The sequence below is a fragment of the Mycobacterium sp. E1386 genome (assembly GCF_001672745.1).
In the GTDB taxonomy this organism is placed as follows: Bacteria; Actinomycetota; Actinomycetes; order Mycobacteriales; family Mycobacteriaceae; genus Mycobacterium.
On the sequence record NZ_LZKH01000055.1, the window covers coordinates 1 to 19,171 of the forward strand.

Annotated in this window: 20 protein-coding genes and 1 pseudogene; 13 read left to right on the forward strand and 8 right to left on the reverse strand. The window is 70.1% G+C overall.

What is annotated here, in order from left to right:
• Both A5709_RS05300 and A5709_RS05305 read right to left on the reverse strand, forming a co-directional pair.
• Positions 1–729, reverse strand: a 729-nt coding sequence (locus A5709_RS05300) for an amidohydrolase family protein (protein ID WP_156767973.1), incomplete at its 3' end; no start/stop codon positions are given.
• A gap of 27 nt (positions 730–756) precedes the next feature.
• Positions 757–1,581, reverse strand: a complete 825-nt coding sequence (locus A5709_RS05305) for a maleylpyruvate isomerase N-terminal domain-containing protein (protein WP_068118525.1) — start codon at positions 1,579–1,581, stop codon at positions 757–759.
• A gap of 61 nt (positions 1,582–1,642) precedes the next feature.
• Here A5709_RS05305 and A5709_RS05310 point away from each other — a divergent pair, with 61 nt between their 5' ends.
• A complete protein-coding gene (locus tag A5709_RS05310) occupies positions 1,643–2,266 on the forward strand; it encodes a PadR family transcriptional regulator (RefSeq protein ID WP_067749189.1) in 624 nt (207 codons plus the stop codon).
• A 57-nt stretch (positions 2,267–2,323) separates the two neighbouring features.
• Positions 2,324–3,925: a fatty-acid--CoA ligase FadD8 gene (fadD8, locus tag A5709_RS05315; protein WP_068118528.1), complete on the forward strand. Its 1,602-nt coding sequence runs from the start codon at positions 2,324–2,326 to the stop codon at positions 3,923–3,925.
• Positions 3,926–3,996: 71 nt separating this feature from the next.
• On the opposite strand, the gene A5709_RS05320 is transcribed toward fadD8, so the two are convergent.
• Positions 3,997–4,545 carry a TetR/AcrR family transcriptional regulator gene (locus A5709_RS05320; RefSeq protein ID WP_068118529.1) on the reverse strand — a complete coding sequence of 183 codons (549 nt, stop codon included), beginning with the start codon at positions 4,543–4,545 and terminating at the stop codon, positions 3,997–3,999.
• A gap of 82 nt (positions 4,546–4,627) precedes the next feature.
• On the opposite strand from A5709_RS05320, the gene A5709_RS05325 reads away from it, so the two are divergent.
• The 10 genes from A5709_RS05325 to A5709_RS05370 all read left to right on the forward strand — a co-directional run bounded on the left by A5709_RS05325 (position 4,628) and on the right by A5709_RS05370 (position 12,865).
• Positions 4,628–5,530 carry an aldo/keto reductase gene (locus tag A5709_RS05325; RefSeq protein WP_068118532.1) on the forward strand — a complete coding sequence of 301 codons (903 nt, stop codon included), beginning with the start codon at positions 4,628–4,630 and terminating at the stop codon, positions 5,528–5,530.
• Between the two features lie 81 nt (positions 5,531–5,611).
• The gene (locus A5709_RS05330) at positions 5,612–6,067 is read left to right on the forward strand and encodes a nitroreductase family deazaflavin-dependent oxidoreductase (RefSeq protein WP_067950510.1); all 456 of its coding nucleotides are present in this window, start codon (positions 5,612–5,614) and stop codon (positions 6,065–6,067) included.
• A 13-nt stretch (positions 6,068–6,080) separates the two neighbouring features.
• The gene (locus A5709_RS05335; RefSeq protein WP_067950508.1) at positions 6,081–6,983 is read left to right on the forward strand and encodes a 1,4-dihydroxy-2-naphthoyl-CoA synthase; all 903 of its coding nucleotides are present in this window, start codon (positions 6,081–6,083) and stop codon (positions 6,981–6,983) included.
• A 55-nt stretch (positions 6,984–7,038) separates the two neighbouring features.
• The gene (locus tag A5709_RS05340; RefSeq protein WP_068118537.1) at positions 7,039–7,935 is read left to right on the forward strand and encodes an SDR family oxidoreductase; all 897 of its coding nucleotides are present in this window, start codon (positions 7,039–7,041) and stop codon (positions 7,933–7,935) included.
• 27 nt (positions 7,936–7,962) lie between these two features.
• Positions 7,963–8,370: a VOC family protein gene (locus A5709_RS05345; protein WP_067950123.1), complete on the forward strand. Its 408-nt coding sequence runs from the start codon at positions 7,963–7,965 to the stop codon at positions 8,368–8,370.
• 97 nt (positions 8,371–8,467) lie between these two features.
• The gene (locus tag A5709_RS05350; protein ID WP_067950125.1) at positions 8,468–9,700 is read left to right on the forward strand and encodes an inorganic phosphate transporter; all 1,233 of its coding nucleotides are present in this window, start codon (positions 8,468–8,470) and stop codon (positions 9,698–9,700) included.
• Entirely contained in the window at positions 9,700–9,999 is a 300-nt protein-coding gene (locus A5709_RS05355; protein ID WP_067950127.1) for a hypothetical protein, read from the forward strand. Before A5709_RS05350 ends, A5709_RS05355 begins: the two co-directional genes overlap by 1 nt.
• Positions 10,000–10,055: 56 nt before the next feature.
• Complete coding sequence (locus tag A5709_RS05360) at positions 10,056–10,358, forward strand: DUF3349 domain-containing protein (protein ID WP_067950129.1); 303 nt, start codon at positions 10,056–10,058, stop codon at positions 10,356–10,358.
• Positions 10,359–10,426: 68 nt separating this feature from the next.
• The gene (gene menE, locus A5709_RS05365; RefSeq protein ID WP_068118539.1) at positions 10,427–11,506 is read left to right on the forward strand and encodes an o-succinylbenzoate--CoA ligase; all 1,080 of its coding nucleotides are present in this window, start codon (positions 10,427–10,429) and stop codon (positions 11,504–11,506) included.
• A 6-nt stretch (positions 11,507–11,512) separates the two neighbouring features.
• On the forward strand, positions 11,513–12,865 hold the full coding sequence (locus A5709_RS05370; RefSeq protein WP_067950134.1) for a hypothetical protein: 1,353 nt from the start codon (positions 11,513–11,515) through the stop codon (positions 12,863–12,865).
• 7 nt (positions 12,866–12,872) lie between these two features.
• On the opposite strand, the gene A5709_RS05375 is transcribed toward A5709_RS05370, so the two are convergent.
• From A5709_RS05375 to A5709_RS05385, 3 genes are read right to left on the reverse strand one after another with little or no spacing between them, the layout of a single operon-like run.
• The gene (locus A5709_RS05375; protein WP_067950136.1) at positions 12,873–13,535 is read right to left on the reverse strand and encodes a DUF2064 domain-containing protein; all 663 of its coding nucleotides are present in this window, start codon (positions 13,533–13,535) and stop codon (positions 12,873–12,875) included.
• Positions 13,532–14,185: a glycosyltransferase family 2 protein gene (locus A5709_RS05380; RefSeq protein WP_068118542.1), complete on the reverse strand. Its 654-nt coding sequence runs from the start codon at positions 14,183–14,185 to the stop codon at positions 13,532–13,534. The genes A5709_RS05375 and A5709_RS05380 overlap by 4 nt, the downstream gene beginning before the upstream one ends.
• Positions 14,186–14,192: 7 nt before the next feature.
• A complete protein-coding gene (locus tag A5709_RS05385) occupies positions 14,193–15,833 on the reverse strand; it encodes a hypothetical protein (RefSeq protein WP_068118550.1) in 1,641 nt (546 codons plus the stop codon).
• 182 nt (positions 15,834–16,015) lie between these two features.
• Between A5709_RS05385 and A5709_RS05390 the strand changes: the two genes are divergently transcribed.
• The gene (locus tag A5709_RS05390; protein ID WP_068118557.1) at positions 16,016–17,689 is read left to right on the forward strand and encodes a hypothetical protein; all 1,674 of its coding nucleotides are present in this window, start codon (positions 16,016–16,018) and stop codon (positions 17,687–17,689) included.
• A 5-nt stretch (positions 17,690–17,694) separates the two neighbouring features.
• Here A5709_RS05390 and A5709_RS05395 read toward each other — a convergent pair whose 3' ends face one another.
• Together A5709_RS05395 and A5709_RS05400 are read right to left on the reverse strand one after the other, a co-directional pair.
• Entirely contained in the window at positions 17,695–18,723 is a 1,029-nt protein-coding gene (locus A5709_RS05395; protein WP_068118573.1) for an NAD(P)-dependent oxidoreductase, read from the reverse strand.
• Positions 18,720–19,171: pseudogene (locus A5709_RS05400) on the reverse strand (S-methyl-5'-thioadenosine phosphorylase); the annotation flags it as partial. The pseudogene A5709_RS05400 and the gene A5709_RS05395, both read right to left, overlap by 4 nt.

Genomic DNA, 19,171 nt, shown 5'->3' on the forward strand with positions numbered 1-19,171 from the left:
CCCGATCCCAAGGGTGCGCGGTACGGCCGCGACACGCACGGCGACCTGGACGGCAGCGCCGAGGAGACCGGCGCGGTGTTCCCGCTGCTGGCCGGGGCCATCGCGCCCGGCGACTACCCGGCGATGCTGCTCGCCGAATGCGCGCGGCTCAACCGCGCCGGTCTCCTCGGCGCTGCCGTCCAGGTCGCCGTGCGTGTCGCGGCCGTACCGCGCACCCTTGGGATCGGGGGTGTCGCGGGTCAGGCCCGCGCGGCGGGCCGCGTGCGAGTTGAAGTACGCCTTGTGCCCGGAGTTGTGGATGATGATCAGCGGCCCGTCCGGCGCGATCTCGTCCAGCCACGCCAGCGTCGGCTGCGGCAACCCGGACTGCAGCAGCGGGTCCCAGCCATTCAGGTAGGCGCCGTCCGCTCTCCTGGCGGCGACCTCCCGGCGCACCGCGGCGACGACGTCGTCGGCGGCCGGCAACGTGACGGGCCGGATGTCGACGATCCGGTCCGACAGCGCCAGCGCCTCCATCAGCGGATGGCCATGCGCCTCAACGAATCCGGGCATCACGCAGCCGTCGCCGAAGTCGAGCGTTTTGGTGTCGGGGCCGATGTGGGCGTTAATTTCCGACCGGCTGCCGACGGCGACGATGCGGCCGTCGGCGACGGCGAGCGCCTCGGCGGTGGGCCGCTTTTCGTCGACGGTCAGTACGGTTCCGGTGACGACGAGATCTGCAGCGGCCATGTGCAGGGATGCTAGTGCTCCGGGGTGTCAGAGGCGTTCGAAACAGGACTGCAGCTTGAGTGCCTTCCACGGCCGGCGCCCGCCGACGATCATCAGGCCCCTGCGAGCAGCGGTCAGCGGACCGATGCGCTGGTAGAGCATGTCGCACAATGTCGAAGCGGGCATCCTGAGCACGGCGTCGGGGCGATCCGCGGGCCGGCGCTCGCGCATTTCCGCGGCACCGTCGTGAATACGGATCACATAAGGGCGCGCACCGGGGAGCTTGAAGGCGACACAGACATCGGTGCCGGCGGGCAACCCCGCGCGCACGTATCCCGGCCCCTCGCCAAGCTGCATGAGACCGCGTGCGATGAGCAGCATGTCGCGTTCCTCAACCTCCCACGGCGTCCTGGTCGCCCGCGCGACGTCCCGCCCGTGGAGGATCAACTCACCGAGCCAGTTCGTCTGCAGCGTGATGCCGTCCGCGAAGGCGCCGCAATGGGCCTCGTACACAAGGTCGTTCGAGCAAGTATCGAAGAACGCGTCCATGACGGGGGCGAGATCGCTGATCTGGTCGGCGATTTCGCCGACCGGCGCCATCAACTCGTCGAGCTCGGCGCGGTTGATTTCGTCCAATTCGCGCGGGTAGGCGGCGCGGCGGAAGTCCCGTCCTTCAGCAAACGCCTGGTAGCGGTGCGCGACTGATAGCACGTGAGCGACGACCTGCTGAACAGTCCAGTCCAAGCCGGGAACGGGGGCATGCGGGTCGGCGGTGCGGATCAACCGGTCGAAGCGGTCCCGCGCCCGCCCGATGCGATCCCTCAGTTCGTCCCGGGTGGTGTCGACAAGCGCGACGTGGTCGGTGTCGTTCATCCTGCACCTCCAATACTCCAGTTTGGAGTTAAATTACTCCAGGATTGAGTATTGTCAAGGGATGGCCTCGAAACCCACCACGACATCTTTCGCGCTTCTCGGTCTGCTCGGCATCAGATCGTGGACGGCGTACGAGATCGTCGCCCAGATCAAACGCGGCGTGCACTTCTTTTGGCCGCGGTCGGAGGCTCACCTGTACGCGGAGCTCAAGCGGCTCGTCGAGCGCGGTCACGCCAGCGCCGAGACAGTCGAGGGCCGTCGCCGTCAACGCACTCGGTACACCATCACCCCGGAAGGCCGTGCGGCACTTGAGGACTGGTTCGGCACCCAGCCGGCCGTGCCGGTGGTCGAAGCGGAGGGATTCCTCCGGCTGTTTCTCGGAGACCAGGCAACCAAGCACGACCTGCGCGAGTCACTCGAAGCCACCGCCCGCGAGGCGCGCGAGATGCATGCCAAGGGCAAGGCGCTCATCGAAGAGCTCCTGCACACGGGTGGACCTTTTCCGGAGCGGCTTCACCTCGTGGAACCCGAGGCGACGTTCATCGCCGAGTTCTACCGAAATGTCATCGCATGGTGCGAACAGACAATCGCGGAAATCGAGGAGTGGCCCGACACCCGCGACGTCGGCCTCACGGCAAGGGGACGACAACGGTGGCAGCGCATACTTGCCCAGCCCGACCCCTAGGCGTCTCTTTCGAGGGGGTGGCTGACTAAAACTGCAACACGTTCTAGTCTTGGCCACATGAGTGACGAGCTGCTGCGCCATCCCATTCATTCCGGACACCTGACCGTCGGTGCGCTCAAGCGCAACAAGGACAAGCCGGTGCTGCATCTCGGCGACACCACGCTGACCGGCGGTCAGCTCGCCGAGCGCATCAGCCAATACATCCAGGCGTTCGAGGCGCTCGGTGCGGGCACCGGCGCGACCGTCGGGCTGCTGTCGCTGAACCGGCCCGAGGTGCTGATGATCATCGGCGCCGGCCAGACGCAGGGCTACCGGCGGGTGGCCCTGCACCCGCTGGGCTCCCTTGACGACCACGCCTACGTCCTGGGCGACGCCGGCGTGACGTCGCTGATCATCGACCCGAACCCGATGTTCGTCGAGCGGGCGCTCGGCCTGCTGGAGAAGGTGCCCGGCCTCAAGCAGATCCTGACCATCGGGCCGGTCCCCGAGGCGCTCGGCGATTCCGCGGTGGACCTGGTGGCCGAGGCGGCGAAGTATCCGCCGAAGCCGTTGGTGGCGGCCGACCTTCCGCCCGACCACATCGGCGGCATGGCCTACACCGGCGGCACCACCGGCAAGCCCAAGGGTGTGCTGGGAACCGCGCAGTCGATCACCACCATGACCACGATTCAGCTCGCCGAATGGGAGTGGCCGGAGAACCCGCGCTTCTTGATGTGCACCCCGTTGTCGCATGCGGGGGCGGCGTTTTTCGTGCCGACGATCATCAAGGGTGGCGAGCTGGTCGTGCTGACCAAGTTCGATCCGGCCGAGGTGCTGCGGGTCATCGAGGAGCAGAAGATCACCGCGACCATGCTCGTGCCGTCGATGATTTACGCGCTGATGGACCACCCGGATTCGCACACCCGGGACCTGTCCTCGCTGGAGACTGTCTATTACGGCGCGTCGGCGATGAACCCGGTGCGGCTCGCCGAGGCCATCCGCCGCTTCGGCCCGATCTTCGCCCAGTACTACGGGCAGTCCGAAGCCCCGATGGTGATCTCGTACCTGGCCAAGAAGGACCACGACGAGAAGCGGCTCACCTCCTGCGGGCGGCCCACCCTGTTCGCCCGCACCGCGCTGCTGGACGCCGACGGAAAGCCGGTGCCGCAGGGCGAGGTCGGCGAGATCTGCGTGTCCGGGCCGCTGCTTTCCGGCGGGTACTGGAACCTGCCCGAGGAGACGGCCAAGACGTTCAAGGACGGCTGGCTGCACACCGGTGACATGGCCCGCGAGGACGAGGACGGCTTCTGGTTCATCGTCGACCGGGTCAAGGACATGATCGTCACCGGCGGGTTCAACGTGTTCCCGCGCGAGGTCGAGGACGTCGTCGCCGAGCACCCGGCCGTCGCGCAGGTGTGCGTGATCGGCACGCCGGACGAGAAGTGGGGCGAAGCCGTCACCGCGGTGATCGTGCTGCGACCCGACCACCCCTCCGACGAGGAGTCGGTGGCGCGGGTGACCGTCGAGATCCAGTCCGCGGTCAAGGAGCGCAAGGGTTCGGTGCAATCGCCCAAGCAGGTGATCGTCGTCGAGTCGGTGCCGGTGACCGCGCTGGGCAAGCCGGACAAGAAGGCCGTGCGCGCGCGGTTCTGGGAGGGCGCCGACCGCGCTGTCGGCTAGGGCCTTCCGGCCGAGCTTCACGCCAGCGTGGCGCTCGCCGGCTGCCGTCACGCTGGCGTGACGCTCGGTGATCAGGCGGCGGCGATGCCGGCGACCAGCAGGTCGAGCATGCGGCCGGTCTGCTCCGGCGAGCCGCTGGCCAGGAAGATGCCAATCAGGCTGGACACCACATCGTCGGCCTGCACGTCGGCGCGCAGGCTGCCGTCCTCGGCGCCGGCCCGCAACAGCAGGTCGACCGCGCCGACGATGCTGTCCCGAGTCTGGTTGGCCTGCATTGCGCCGGAGGCGAAGATCGCCTGCAACGACTCCGCCATCCCACGCTTGGCGGCCACGAATGACGCGTAGCGGTCCATCCAGCGGCGCAACGCCGTCTCGGGCGGGTGGCGCTTGAGCAGCCGTTCGGCCGTCGCGGCCACTTCGTCGAGCTCGGCGCGGTAGATCGCCTCCACCAGCGCCTCTCGATTCGGGAAATGGCGGTAGAGCGTGCCGATCCCGACGCCCGCCTCGCGGGCGATGGCCTCCAGCGACACCGGTCGCCCCTCGGCGGTGGCGAACGCCGCCGTCGCCACCTCGATTAGCCGCTCGCGATTGCGGCGCGCGTCCGATCGGATCTCGGCCAAGCGGAGGCTCCTCCGTTTCTGCTACGCTCAAATAAGCGGAGGACCCTCCGCATCTTCTCCAGTGTGGCACGAGGGAGCACTCATGACGGACACACCACGGCCCGGCGGTCACGGCAGCATCGGCGGGTCGACCGTCGCGCGCATCGGCTACGGCGCAATGCAGTTGTTCGAGGCCCCATCCGTCGAGGACGCGGCCGCGGTGCTGCGCCGCGCGGTCGAGCTCGGGGTCAACCACGTCGACACGGCGTCGTTCTACGGCCCGGGCGAGGTGAACCGACGGATCCGGGCGGCGCTGTTCCCCTACGCCGACGACCTCGTCATCGTCAGCAAGGTCGGCGCGCGCTTCACCGGCGAACAGCCCATGCCGCTGGCGGCGGCGCAAAAGCCCGCCGAGCTGCGCGCCGCAGTCGAGGACGACCTGCGCCAGCTCGGTCTGGACTGCGTTCCGGTGGTCAACCTGCGGCGGATGGACCTCGGCCCCGGCGTGGCCGCCGAGGGCGATCAGGTCGTTGACGTCGACGACCAGCTCGCCGAGATGATCGCGCTGCGCGACGAGGGCAAGATCGGCGCGATCGGCATCAGCGCCGTGCCGCTCGACGTGGTGCGCCGCGCGTTGCCGGCCGGCATCGCCTGCGTGCAGAACGCCTACAGTCTGCTCGACCGTTCGCAGGAGGACACGCTGCAGCTGTGCGCGGCCGAGGGCATCGCGTGGGTGCCCTACTTCCCGCTGGGATCGTCGTTCCCCGGCTTTCCGAAGGTCGCCGACCATCCGGTGGTGGCCGAGATCGCCGGCGAGCTCGGCGTCACGGGCGCCCAGGTGGGCCTGTCCTGGCTGCTGTCCCACGCGCCGAACGCGCTGCTGATCCCGGGCACCCGATCCGTCGGGCACCTCGAGGAAAACCTCGGCGCGGGCGACGTCACCCTGGATCCCGAGGCGCTGGAACGGCTGGACGCCATCGGCGCAAGTGCGCTGCGTCGAGCGTGAAGTTAGTTTCACGTTCGCGTCCGAGTGTGAAACTAACTTCACATTCGGCGCCTAAATGGCCGCGAGGTAACGTCGCTGCCTATGGGAAGCGGCAAACCGATCAAACCGCCGTGGTGGCTGAAGCCGGCCAACAAGGTCTTCATCCAGATGTCGCGGCTGGGAATGAGTTTCGGCGGCGAGAGCCCCGTCGTGCTGACGGCGCCCGGCCGCAGGTCCGGCGCGCCACGCTCGACCCCGGTGACCCCCATGACCGTCGACGGCCGGCAGTACGTCGTCGCCGGGTTCCCCGGCGCCGACTGGGTGGCCAACGTGCGGGCCGCCGGCGAGGCCACCATCGCGCGTGGTCGTCACGCCCAGCGGGTACGGATGGCCGAGCTGTCCGCCGACGACGCGCGCCCGATCCTGCGACTCTTCCCAACCGAGGTGCCGACGGGCGTCGGCTTCATGAAGCGGGCCGGGCTCGTCACTGAGGGGCGCCCCGACGAATTCGAAGCCCTGGCCGGCCGCTGCGCCGTGTTCCGCCTGGACCCGTTATAGGAGTTCGAAAGCCTTGACTGACAATCCCTTTGACGCCCAGGCCTGGCGGCCCGTGGCAGGTTTTGACGACCTGACCGACATCACCTACCACCGCCACGCCACCGACGCGACCGTGCGGGTGGCGTTCAACCGGCCGGAGGTGCGCAACGCGTTTCGGCCACACACCGTCGACGAGCTCTACCGGGTGCTCGACCACGCGCGGATGTCCCCCGACGTCGGCGTGGTGCTGCTGACCGGCAACGGTCCGTCGCCCAAGGACGGCGGCTGGGCGTTCTGCTCCGGCGGCGATCAGCGCATCCGGGGGCGCAGCGGGTACCAGTACGCGAGCGGCGACACCGCCGAGACCGTCGACCCGGCCCGCGCCGGCCGGCTGCACATTCTGGAGGTGCAGCGGCTGATCCGGTTCATGCCCAAGGTGGTCATCTGCCTGGTCAACGGCTGGGCGGCCGGCGGCGGGCACAGCCTGCACGTGGTCTGCGACCTCACCCTGGCCAGCCGCGAGCACGCCCGGTTCAAGCAGACCGACGCCGACGTCGGCAGCTTCGACGGCGGCTATGGCAGCGCGTACCTGGCGCGCCAGGTGGGCCAGAAGTTCGCCCGCGAGATCTTCTTCCTCGGCCGCGCGTACACCGCCGAGCAGATGCACCACATGGGCGCGGTCAACGCGGTCATCGACCACGCCGACCTGGAGAAGGCGGGCATCGAGTGGGCCGCCGAGATCAACGCCAAATCGCCTCAGGCGCAACGGATGCTGAAGTTCGCCTTCAACCTGCTCGATGACGGGCTGGTCGGCCAGCAGCTGTTCGCGGGCGAGGCCACGCGGCTGGCCTACATGACCGATGAGGCCGTCGAGGGCCGCGACGCCTTCCTGGAGAAGCGGCCGCCGGACTGGAGCCGGTTCCCCCGCTACTTCTAGCGAGTCACGCTGGCGTGACGCTCGTGGGATTCAAGGGCGCCCCTAGACTCCCCTCGTGAGCAAGAGTCCCCTGCGCCGGATCGCCGATCAGCTGGTCCTGGCCACCATGCGCCCGCCGATGGCCCCGCAGGTGCTCATCAACCGGCCCGCCATCAAGCCGGTCGACCTCAACGGCAAGCGCATCCTGCTCACCGGCGCGTCGTCGGGCATCGGCGAGGCCGCGGCCGAACTGCTGGGCCGCGCGGGCGCGACGGTGGCCGTCGTCGCCCGTCGACGGGAGCTGCTCGACGCGCTCGCGGAACGGGTCACCACGGCGGGTGGCACCGCCCTGTCCCTGCCGTGCGACGTCTCCGACATGGACGCCGTCGATGCGCTGGTCGCCGACGTCGAAAAGCGGCTCGGCGGGGTGGACATCCTGATCAACAACGCCGGCCGGTCCATCCGCCGGCCGCTGGCCAAGTCGCTGGAGCGCTGGCACGACGTCGAGCGGACGATCGTGCTCAACTACTACGCGCCGCTGCGGCTGATCCGCGGGCTGGCGCCCGGCATGCTCGAGCGCGGCGACGGCCACATCATCAACGTCTCGACGTGGGGGGTGCTGTCGGAGGCGTCGCCGCTGTTCGCGGTCTACAACGCGTCCAAGGCGGCACTCTCGGCGGTCAGCCGCGTCGTGGAGACCGAGTGGGGCCACAAGGGCGTGCACTCGACGACGCTGTACTACCCGCTGGTGGCCACGCCGATGATCGCGCCGACGAAGGCCTACGAGGGCATGCCGGCGCTCACGTCGGAAGAGGCAGCCGAATGGATGCTGACCGCCGCCCGCACCCGGCCGGTGCGGATCGCGCCGCGCATGGCGATCGCCGCGAAGGCGATCGACACCTTCGGTCCCCGGCTGGTCAACACGCTCATGCAGCGGCAGCGGATCCAGCCCAACCGCGAAAACGGCAGCTGAACCGGCCCATGTGATAGACACGACGCTATGGAGATCCTGGCCAGCCGGATGCTGTTCCGGCCGGCGGACTATCAGCAGTCGTTGGCTTTCTACCGGGACCAGATCGGGCTCGCGATAGCCCGTGAATACGGCGCGGGCACAGTCTTTTTCGCCGGCCAGTCGTTGCTGGAGCTGGCGGGCTACGGCTCCCCGGACCATTCTCGGGGCCCGTTCCCCGGCGCGCTGTGGCTCCAGGTCCGCGACATCGAAGCGACCCAGGCCGAGTTGCAAAGCCGGGGCGTGCCGATCGCACGCGAGGCGCGCCAAGAGCCGTGGGGCCTATACGAGATGCACGTGACGGACCCGGACGGGATCACGCTGATCTTCGTTCAAATCCCCCCCGACCACCCGTTACGCCGCGACACTCGAGGTAAACCGCAGGGGAATTCCGGTTAACTGAGAGGTAACATCTGGCGACGACTCCAAATACACCCGCGATTCAGGTCTTCCTGCATTCGACAATGGAATCCCCCTACCACCAGAATCGGGCGCTGTGAACATCCAGTTGTTCCTCTTGATCATTGTCGTAATCACGGCACTGGCTTTCGATTTCACGAACGGCTTCCACGACACCGGCAACGCGATGGCGACCTCCATCGCCAGCGGCGCGCTCAAGCCCAAGGCGGCGGTCGCACTGTCCGCGGTGCTGAATCTGGTAGGCGCGTTCATGTCCACCGCAGTCGCCGCCACGATCGCCAAGGGCCTCATCGACGGGCACATCGTGACGCTGGAGCTGGTTTTCGCCGGCCTGGTCGGCGGCATCGTGTGGAATTTGCTGACCTGGCTCCTCGGCATCCCCTCCAGCTCCTCGCACGCCTTGATCGGCGGCATCGTCGGCGCCACCATCGCGGCGGTCGGCGGGCACGGTGTGCTCTGGAAGGGCCTGGTGTCCCACGTGCTCATCCCGGCCGTCGTCGCCGCGATCCTGGCCATCGCGGTCGGGGCCATCGCGACCTGGCTCGTCTACCGGGTCACCCGGGGCCTCGACACCAGCCGCACCGAGGCCGGCTTCCGCTACGGCCAATGGGGCTCGGCCTCGCTGGTGTCGCTGGCGCACGGCACCGGCGACGCACAGAAGACGATGGGCGTCATCTTCCTGGCGCTGATGTCCTACGGGTCGATCAGCAAGAACACCGTCGCGCCGCCGCTCTGGGTCATCGGGGCTTGCGCGGTGTCTATGGCGGCGGGCACCTACCTGGGCGGCTGGCGCATCATCCGCACCCTGGGCAAGGGACTGGTGGAGATCCAGTCGCCGCAGGGCATGGCGGCCGAATCCTCCTCGGCCGCGGTGATCTTGCTGTCCACCCACTTCGGCTACGCGCTGTCGACGACCCAGGTGTGCACGGGTTCGGTGCTGGGCAGTGGGCTGGGCAAGCCCGGCGGCGAGGTCCGCTGGGGCGTCGCCGGTCGTATGGGTGTGGCCTGGCTGGTGACGCTGCCGCTGGCCGGGCTCGTCGGTGCGGTGACCTATTGGATCGTGCACTATGTCGGCGGCTACCCCGGTGCGATCGTCGGCTTCGCGCTGCTGATCGCGGTTTCGGCCACGATCTACATCCGGTCCCGCAAGGTCAAGGTCGACCACAAGAACGTCAACGCCGAATGGAAGGGCGACCTGACCGCCGGGCTCGACGCCGCGGACCACGAACCGCCGTCCGACGGTGGCCCCACGGTGGGCACCGCCCCCCGGTACGACTCCGACGATCCCACGATGAAGGCGAACGCTTGATGAGTCACTTCAGCGACTGGTTCAACTACCAGGCCTCCCTCAAGATTTTGCTCTTCTCCATGCTGGCCGGCGCCGCGTTGCCGGGGCTGTTCGCCCTGGGGCTCCGCTTCCACGCGGTGGGCGCCGGGCAGGCCAGCACCGATGGCAGCTCGTCACAGAAAAACCCGGCACTGCTGGTGCTCGCCTGGGCGATCTATGCGGTGGTACTGCTGGCGATCGCCTTTGCGCTGGCGTACATCTCCCGGGACTTCATCGCCCATCACACCGGCACGGCATTCCTCGGAGCCAAACCCAAGTAGCATCGAGCGATGCCCACCGCGTCAACGAGCCGGACACCGGGGGGAGTTGGACCAGCGTGAACGGATTTCTCAATTCGATCGTCTCGTGGCTGCGCGCGGGATACCCGGAAGGCGTCCCGCCGACGGACACCTTCCCGGTGCTGGCGCTGCTGGCCCGCCGGATGTCCAACGACGAGGTCAAGGAAGTGGCTTGCGAGCTGATCCGGCGCGGCGAGTTCGATGACGTCGACATCGGGGTGCTGATCACCCAGATCACCGACGAGCTGCCCACGCCCGACGACGTCGAGCGGGTGCGGGTCCGCCTGGAAGCGCAGGGCTGGCCGTTCGATGACGCGGACCAGGTCGAGGACCCCGCATAGCCGTACTGCGCGCCCAGACCGTCCCGCCGGGTTCGGCCGTCTCGTCGTTGTTGCCCGCCCTGGAACGGGTGCTGGACGGCCGCGACCCCGCCCTGGTCGCGCTGGCACCCGGCTCGGATGCGCTGGCGGCGGGCCTGCGGGTCGGGGAAGAGATCGACGACGACGTGGCCGTGGTGGTGACGACGTCGGGAACCACGGGCGCGCCCAAGGGCGCCCTGCTGACCGCGGCCGCGCTGACGGCCAGCGCCGCGGCCACCCATGACCGCCTCGGCGGGCCGGGCAGCTGGATGCTGGCATTGCCGCCCTACCACATCGCCGGGCTGCAGGTGTTGGTGCGCAGCGCGCTCGCCGGTTCGGCGCCCGTCGAGCTGGACGTCTCCGACGGCTTCGACGTCAGCGAATTGCCCAACGCGATAAGGCGATTGGAACCCGGTCGGCGCTACACGTCGCTGGTCGCCGCGCAGCTGGCCAAAGCGCTGACCGATCCGGCGGCCGCGGCCGCGCTCGCCGAACTCGACGCCGTGCTGCTCGGGGGCGGACCGGCCCCGGGGGGCGTGCTCGACGCCGCGGCGGCGGCCGGCATCACCGTCGTCCGCACCTACGGCATGAGCGAGACCGCCGGTGGCTGCGTCTACGACGGCGTACCGCTGCGCGGCGTCGTGGTCCGGGTGGCGGACGACGGGCGCATCGACCTCGGGGGCGCGACCCTGGCCAAGGGCTACCGCAACCCGGTGGACCCCGACCCGTTCGCCGAGCCCGGCTGGTTCCGCACCGACGATCTCGGCGTCGTCGACGAGGCGGGCGTGCTGACCGTGTTGGGCCGCGCCGACGACGCGATCAGCACGGGCGGGTTGACGGTGCTGCCGCAGCTGGTCGAGGCGGCGCTGGGCACCCATCCCGCCGTGGTGGACTGCGCGGTGTTCGGCGTGGCCGACGACCGGCTGGGCCAGCGGGTGGTGGCGGCGATCGTGCTGGCCGAGGGTTGCTCGGCGCCGACGCTGGGCGCGCTGCGCGCCCACCTGACGCGCACCCTGGACGCCACCGCCGCGCCGCGCGAGCTGCACGTGGTCGACGCGCTGCCGCGGCGCGGCATCGGGAAGGTCGACCGGGCGGCGTTGGTGCGCCGGTTCGGCCGATCAATAGGCTGATCGACCGTGAGGGTGGCACGTCGGGAGTTAACGGCCGTCGCGGTCGGGACGGTGCTGGTCGGGGCGGCGTTCATCCTGCCGCGGCTGCACTGGGGCGTGCGGCCGCGGACCGACGTGGGGCAGGAGCGGTTCGGCACCCACGCCGGGGCCGCGCCGATTTTCGGCGCCTGGGAAATCCACGCCAGTTGGGGTACCGGGCCGGCCATCGCCCTCGCGGTTGCCGCTGTGGTATGGGGACCGCTTCTGGCGCAACGCCTTTCGTGGCGGATCTTGACGCTGGGTACCTGGGCCACCGCCTGCGGATGGGCCTTCGCGCTGGCGATGATCGACGGGTGGCAGCGCGGCTTCGCCGGCCGGCTGACCACCCGCGACGAGTACCTGTCCCAGGTACCGGGTATCGCCGACATCCCGGCCACGGTGCGCACGTTCGCGAGCCGGATCGTCGACTACCAACCGAACTCCTGGACCACCCACGTCTCCGGACACCCACCCGGCGCGCTACTGACCTTCGTCTGGCTGGACCGGATCGGCCTGCACGGGGGCGCGTGGGCGGGGCTGCTGTGCCTGCTGGTCGGCTCCAGCGCGGCGGCCGCGGTGCTGATCGCCGTTCGCGCGCTGGCCGACGAGCAGACCGCGCGCCGCGCCGCACCGTTCGTGGCCGTGGCGCCAACCGCAATCTGGGTCGCGGTCTCCGCCGACGGCTACTTCGCCGGGGTCGCGGCATGGGGCATCGCGCTGTTGGCCGTGGCGGTGCACCGGCCGGTCCGGTTCCCCGCCCTCGTGGGCGCGGCCGCGGGCCTGCTCCTGGGTTGGGGCGTGTTCTGTAACTACGGCCTGATGTTGATGGGGCTCCCGGCCCTGGCGGTGCTGGCGTCGGCGACCGACTGGCGCGCAGTGCTGCGGGCGCTCGGCCCGGCGACGCTGGCCGCGGTGGCGGTGGCGGTCGCCTTCGCGGTCGCGGGGTTCTACTGGTTCGACGGCTATACCCTTGTGCAGCAACGCTATTGGCAGGGCATCGCCAAAGACCGCCCGTTTGAGTATTGGAGCTGGGCCAACCTGGCGTCGGTGGTGTGTGCCATCGGGTTGGGCAGCGTCGCCGGCGTCAGCCGGGTGTTCGACGTGGCTGCCATCCGCCGCCGCTCCGGGTTCCACCTGCTGCTGCTGGCCGTGCTCGCCGCCATCGCGTGCGCGGACCTGAGCATGCTCAGCAAGGCCGAGGTCGAGCGCATCTGGTTGCCCTTCACCATCTGGCTCACCGCGGCACCCGCGCTGCTGCCCGTCCGGTCACACCGAGTGTGGCTGGCGCTCAACGTCACGGGCGCGCTGGTGCTCAACACCCTGATCGTCACCAACTGGTAGGCGCGGGCTACAGGCCGGCCGCGCGGGTCACTCTCGCGAAGCGGCTGGCGGGTCCGCACGCCTCCCGCACCACGGCCACGTCGTCGGCGACGTCGAAGTCGGCCAGTCGTGGCGCCGCATAGGGCTCAATTCCCAAGTCGTGCAACGCTCTGTACGTCAGCAATCCGGTGTCGGGCTGCGACATCGGGACGGTGCGCAGGCATTCGGCGGCTTCGGGGCTCCGTAAACCGAGCACCCACCAGCCGCCGTCGACGGCAGGCCCGAGCACGGCCGGTGCCTCCTGCAGTCGGCGCGCGCAGTCGATCAACATGTCCGCGGTCACCTGCGGGGTGTCCATCCCGATCTGCACCACCGGATTGCCGTCCGCCGCGTCGGCATGGGCGTTGGCGAGTCGGTCGGCGAAGTCGTCGCCGCGCTGGGGAATCACCGTGAAGGACCCCAGCCGTTGCCGGATCTCGTCGGCGCCGGCCGCGGCGCCCAGGTCACCGGTCATGGCCACCACCCGATTCGCCACCGGCGCGGCGGCCACCGCGTCCAGCGTGTCCAGCAGTGCGGCGGCGGCGATTTCGGCGGCGACGAGGTCCCCCACCGTCGCGGCGAGCCGGGTCTTGGCCCGGCCCGGCTCGGGCGCCTTCGCGACCACCAGCACCGTCACCGCCACGATTGTCACGAAATCACCTTCCAGAAGTCGAGGATCGCGGTGATGCTCCCCCGCAGCGAGCCGCTGACCTTCGACTTGCCGCCGGTGCGGGGACCGTAGCTGACGTCGAGTTCGACCACGCGCCAGCCGGCGGCCGCAGCCCGGACCAGCAGCTCCAGCGGGTAACCCGAACGCCGGTCGGCGACACCGAGATTCAGCAGCGCCTCGCGCCGGGCCACCCGCATCGGCGCGATGTCGTGCACCGGCAATCCGTGGCGTGTGCGCAGCCGCCAGCTCATCACCACGGTGCCGACGCGGGCCACCCACGGCCAATGCAATCCGGCTACCGGCCGGCGCCGTCCGATCACCAGATCGGCACCCTGCTCGAGCGCGGCGACCAGCCGCGGCAACTCCCCCGCGTCCATCGAGCCGTCGGCGTCGATCACCGCCACGATCGGCGTCCGCGCGGCCACCACGCCCGCGTGCACCGCCGAGCCGTACCCGGCCCGCGGCTCGACCACGACCTCGGCGCCGTGCCGCCGCGCGACTCCGGCGGTGTCGTCGGTGCTGTTGTTGTCGACGACCAGCGCCCGGTATCCGGCGGGGATGGCCGCCAGCACCGCGGGCAGCGACTCCTCCTCGTTGAGACAGGGCAGCACCACCGTGACGGCGTCGGGCATGGACGCCTCAGAACCCGCGATGGCTGCGTGGCTGCTGCGGGGCGAGCGTTTGCGGTGCCTGCGTTTGTGGGGCCTGCGTTTGCGGGGCCTGCGTGTGCGGCGCCACCGTCGTTTCGTGCGTGCTGGGCGGCGGCGCGGCTGTCGTAGGCGGTTGCGTCGAGGTGTACGGCTCCTTCGAGCTCGGCGGCGGGGTGGTCGTGGTCACCGGCGGTGTCGTTGTCGTCGGCGGTGTGGTGGACGGTTCCGTCGTGGTGGTGGACGGCTCCGTCGTCGTGCTGGGTGTCGTCGTGGTCGGGGGTGTCGTCGACGCGGTCGTGGGCGTCGTCGTGGTCGTTATGGGCGTGGTCGTCGGCGTCGTGAACGTCGGCGGGTTGTATGGCGGATATATCGGGACCGGAACGATGACCGGGACCGGAACGGGCGCAGCGGGATTCGGGTTGGGCACGACGCCCGGAGTATCGGGCGACACCGGCGCGGCGGGGACGGCAGGCCCGCCCCCGCCCTGTGCCGGAAGAAGACCGTTGGCGTCCGGGATGACGCCGCCCTGGAAGCCCGCGTTGGGCTGATCAACCGGGGGCGGTGGCACCGGCGCCTGCTGCTGGGTCGGCAACAACGGCATGAACTTGCCCGGGGCGGCGTTCTGGTGCCCCACCACCGGCTGTTGACTCGCGGTGGGACGGACCGCAATGGCCACCGCGGCGGCCAGCGACGCGAAACCGATGACCGCGAAGGCGATCACGGCGTTGCCCAGCACCAAGGACCGGCGGCTCAGCCGCGAGGGGATGGCCGTGGTCTCGTCGAAGTCGTCGAATTCGTCGTATTCGGGACCGTATTCGTCACCGGCGAACGGCTCGGCATCCTCGGTCATCGAGTACGCCAGCTGTGGTTCCTCCACGTCTGGCGGGGCCACGAACGTCGTCTCGTCACCGGTGAGCCCGGGCGCCATCGCGGTCTCGTCGCCGGTGAGTCCCACGGCCGGCGCCATCGCGGTGGCGTCCCCACCCGCCAGGGCGGCTGCGGACGCTGCGGCGATGGCCGCGCCACGGGCGAGCGCGAAGGACGGGTCCTCGGCGACCTGCACCCGCATGGTCGACGCATCGCGGAGCTGGTCGGCGACCTGAGTCAGCTCGGGCGAAGCGCCCACCAGATACACGTCCCCCGGGGCGTCCGGCCGCGCGCTGAGTTGGGCCATCATCGTGTTGAACGTCGCGGTCGCGTCGCCGGCGACCGCCTCCTTGGCCAGCACGGTCGGCGGTGCGTTCTCGTCATCGGGCGAACTGGGCACCGACAGCGTCGCCGTCGCGTCGTTCAGCACCAGCGCGGCGGCTCCGGGGCGGCCGGCCGCGCGCATCAGTGCGGCCACCGCCTGCGAGTCGGAGAGCAACGCGACGTTGGAAACGCCGGAATCTTCCAGCGCCTGCCGCAGCTGGGCGGCCCGCGGCTCGTCGCCCCAGCACACTCGGGTGCCGACCAGCCGATGGTTCTCGTCCGCCAGAAGGCGATTGGTGCCGACCACCGTCTCGGTGAGTCTTCCGACCGGGTTCTCCTCCAGGTCGACGACGGATTGGTCGATCACGTCCGCGCCCGGCCCGACAAGCGCCAAGCGGGCAACGGGGCCCGTGACCGCGACCCCCAACACGACGTCCATCCCGGTTCTCCTTCGGCTGGCTACCCCACGACCAGCAATGTCCCGGCATCATTACACTTGCGATACCGTTGGCAGTATCCGTTATTCGGGCGACAAGGTTTGCCTATAGCGCAGCGTAACCAGCTTCTCGAACGACAGGACGGTCGCGGGGGAATCTGCGAGGGCGTCCGAACGGAGAATATGTGGTGAGCCAGAGCAGTGACGACGCACCCACCGGCCCCATCGATCCCGTACAGGCGCAGCAAACCGCTCGCATCATCCGGCCGGCCACCGGCGCTCCGCCGGCGGCGGGGACGGCAACGACGCGGCGCCGGCACATCACCAGCGACCTGAGCGCGATCGCGCTGCTCGTCGTCGCGCTGTTCCTGCCGTGGAACCTGTACTTCGGCGTCGGGATTCCCGGCAGCAGCCCGAGCCTCTTCGCGGTGTTGCTCGCCGTGACCGCGCTGTCGGTCATCGCCGTCGCCGTGGCCGGTTCCTGGAGGTCCTCCGGCGCGCGGTTCAACCCCATGCGGGCGGGGCGGCTTCGCTTGGGGCTCAACGTCCCCTACGCGCTGCTGGTGCTGGGATTCGTGGTCTTCGACGCGTTCGAGACGGTCCGGTTCGGTGGCACGGTGAACGTGCCGGGCGGAGTGGGACCGGGGGCGTGGGTGGGAATCGCCGGCAGCATGCTGAGCGCGCAAGCGGTGCCCGCCGGCGCCCACACGGGACCGGTCCCCGAGGGCGACGAGCACACCGGCTGGCTGCGGTCGGCCCGGCTCATCGGCTACGCGTCGATGGCGTTGGCGGCGCTCAGCTTTGGCATCAACCTGTACTGGCGGGTTCGCTACGCGCTGCAGAACACCGGCGGCGCCGGCGCGTTCGGCAAGCAGAACGTGGCGGTCATCGTGACGGCCGTGGTGTACGGCATGGTGGCGCTGGTCGCCGTGCTGGTCGCCGCCAGGTGGTTGCTGCGCAGCACCAGGGCCGGCCGGCTGGCCACGGTCGCGCTCGGCGCGTCGACGCTGGTCGCCGGGATCCTGGTGTGGATCCTGCCCCTGGGGCGGGACGTCGACGCGTTCCACGGCATCGCGCAGAACACGTCGACCGCCGGGGTGGGCTTCGAGGGCTATTTGGCGTGGGCGGCGGCCGCCGCGATGTTCGCTCCGCAAACCCTGTTCGGTCACCGCAACACGACCGGGGCCGAGGAGAGTGCGTGGCGGGTCGCGGCCCGAAATGGCTTGCTGCTCATCGCCGTATGGGGCTTGGGCTCGATGCTGATGCGGTTGACCGACCTGTTCGTGTCCGTGAGCCTGAATTACCCCTTCTCCCGGTACGACAGCATGGTGCTGGCCGCATTCGATCTGGCTACCGCGGTCCTGGCGATCTGGCTGCGCATCAACCTGCGCGACGCCGCCCGCTCGGCGCGACTCATCTCGTCGCTGTGCGGGCTGGTCGCCACGCTCAGCGTGGCCCGCGTCGTCGTGGGCGTGGTGCTGGCGCCGCGGTTCGCGGATTCACCCAATTCCCCCGCGCAACACCCGGTGTACGGCAACAACCTCGCCCAGCAGATCACCAGCACGTTCGATGTGACGCTGTGCGGCCTCGCTTTGTGCATCCTGGGGGCCGCCATCGTCACCGGGCAGCTGCGCGGCCGGCGCGCGCGCCGGCGCCGCGCCGTCCCCAAGCCCGCCGGGCAGGCGAGCGGCGCTCCGGCCGCGCCGAGGGCGCGGGTCCCGGTGGGCCACGCCGCCCCGCCGTCGGCCGCGCCCACCACCCGGATCTCCACCGGCCCGCGGCTGTTCCGCGGCGACGACTCCGCGACCCGACAGATTCCCGTCCAGAAACCGAAGATCTACCGGCCGCCGCAGGCGTAGGACGCTCAGCGCAGCGGGGCGAATGCGAACTCGCGCAGGCCCTCGGCCGGGTCGATCGCCGCGCGGAAGCCGAGCACCTCGGCCGCCCGGGACGGATCGGCGACGATGTGGCGCACGTCGCCGCTGCGGTACTGGCCGGTGATCACGGGCGAGAGTGCACCGCCGCGCGCGTCGCACAGGGCGCCGGCCACCTCCAGGATGGAGACGGGCCGCCCCGAACAGACGTTGACCGCGGTGAATCCGTCGATCTCCTGGGTGGCCGCGAGGTTGGCCGCGGCCACGTCGTCGACGTGGACGAAGTCCCGCATCTGGCCGCCGTCCTCGAAAACCCTTGGGGGCTCGCCCCTTTCGACCAACGATCGGAAGATGGCCGCCACCCCGGAATACGGGGTGTCGCGCGGCATCCCGGGGCCGTAGACGTTGTGGTAACGCAACGCCACCACCGAACCGCCTGTCGCCTCCGACCACGCCAGCGCGTAGTGCTCCTGCGCGGTCTTGCTGGCGGCGTACAGGCTGCGCGGCCGCAGCGCGGCGTCCTCGTCGACGAGGCGCCACTGCAGTTCCTCGCCCCCGATCGGGCAGCGGTGTTCGAAGCTTCCGGCGTCGAGGTCCGCGCGCCGCCGCGGCAACGGGTCGACGTGGCCGTGCTGCCCGCAGTGGTAACGGCCCTGGCCGTACACCACCATCGACGACGCCAGCACCAGGCGCCGTACCCCGGAGGCGAACATCTGCGCCAGCAGGACCGTGGTGGCGAAATCGTTGTGGCCGCCGTAGGCGGGGGCGTCGGCGGCGTCCACGCCCGCACCGACCATCGCCGCCTGATGGCAGACCAGGTCCACCCCGTCCAGCAGGGGCGCCAGCGCGTCGGCGTCGCGGACGTCGACCCGGTGACATCCCTGCGGCAGCACCGGATTCGGGCCGTGCGCCGCCGGCAGCAGCACGTCGACGCCGACCACGTCGTGTCCCGCCGCCCGCAGCGCCGCGTCCACCCGCGAACCGATGAAACCGGCGGCCCCCGTTAGCAATACCCTCATGGCAGCTCGAGGGGCAGCGTGACGCCGGTGTGCGGCAGGCAGTGCGTGCAGTTGCGTTCGTCTGCGACCCGGCCGATCGCCTCGCGAACCAACTCCTTGAACGGCCCGATGTTCTTCTCGAATTCGGCGAACACCTGGACGGTCGTCACGCCCTCGCCGACCGCGACACCGGCGTCCAGGTCGGTCACCAAGGCGATTGCCGCATAGCACATTTCAAGTTCCCGGGCGAGCACCGCCTCCGGGTAGCCGGTCATGTTGACGAGAGCGAACCCGGCGGATGCGAACCACTGGCTTTCCGCACGCGTGGAGAACCGCGGCCCCTGGATCACCACCATGGTGCCGCCGTCGACCACATTGGGTAGGGCGGTGACCGCGGCGCGCAACGTGGGGCAGTACGGGTCGGCGAAGTCGACATGGATGCCGCCGGAGTCGAAGTAGGTGTCGGGGC

What these genes read in the sequence shown, in the direction of transcription:
- A5709_RS05330 (WP_067950510.1), top strand. Translation starts at nt 5,612, where the DNA reads ATGGGAAGCGGCAAACCGATCAAACCGCCGTGGTGGCTGAAGCCGGCC.
- A5709_RS05395 (WP_068118573.1), bottom strand. Translation starts at nt 18,723, where the DNA reads ATGAGGGTATTGCTAACGGGGGCCGCCGGTTTCATCGGTTCGCGGGTG.
- fadD8 (WP_068118528.1), top strand. Translation starts at nt 2,324, where the DNA reads ATGAGTGACGAGCTGCTGCGCCATCCCATTCATTCCGGACACCTGACC.
- A5709_RS05325 (WP_068118532.1), top strand. Translation starts at nt 4,628, where the DNA reads ATGACGGACACACCACGGCCCGGCGGTCACGGCAGCATCGGCGGGTCG.
- A5709_RS05380 (WP_068118542.1), bottom strand. Translation starts at nt 14,185, where the DNA reads ATGCCCGACGCCGTCACGGTGGTGCTGCCCTGTCTCAACGAGGAGGAG.
- A5709_RS05305 (WP_068118525.1), bottom strand. Translation starts at nt 1,581, where the DNA reads ATGAACGACACCGACCACGTCGCGCTTGTCGACACCACCCGGGACGAA.
- A5709_RS05385 (WP_068118550.1), bottom strand. Translation starts at nt 15,833, where the DNA reads ATGGACGTCGTGTTGGGGGTCGCGGTCACGGGCCCCGTTGCCCGCTTG.
- A5709_RS05345 (WP_067950123.1), top strand. Translation starts at nt 7,963, where the DNA reads ATGGAGATCCTGGCCAGCCGGATGCTGTTCCGGCCGGCGGACTATCAG.
- A5709_RS05355 (WP_067950127.1), top strand. Translation starts at nt 9,700, where the DNA reads ATGAGTCACTTCAGCGACTGGTTCAACTACCAGGCCTCCCTCAAGATT.
- A5709_RS05310 (WP_067749189.1), top strand. Translation starts at nt 1,643, where the DNA reads ATGGCCTCGAAACCCACCACGACATCTTTCGCGCTTCTCGGTCTGCTC.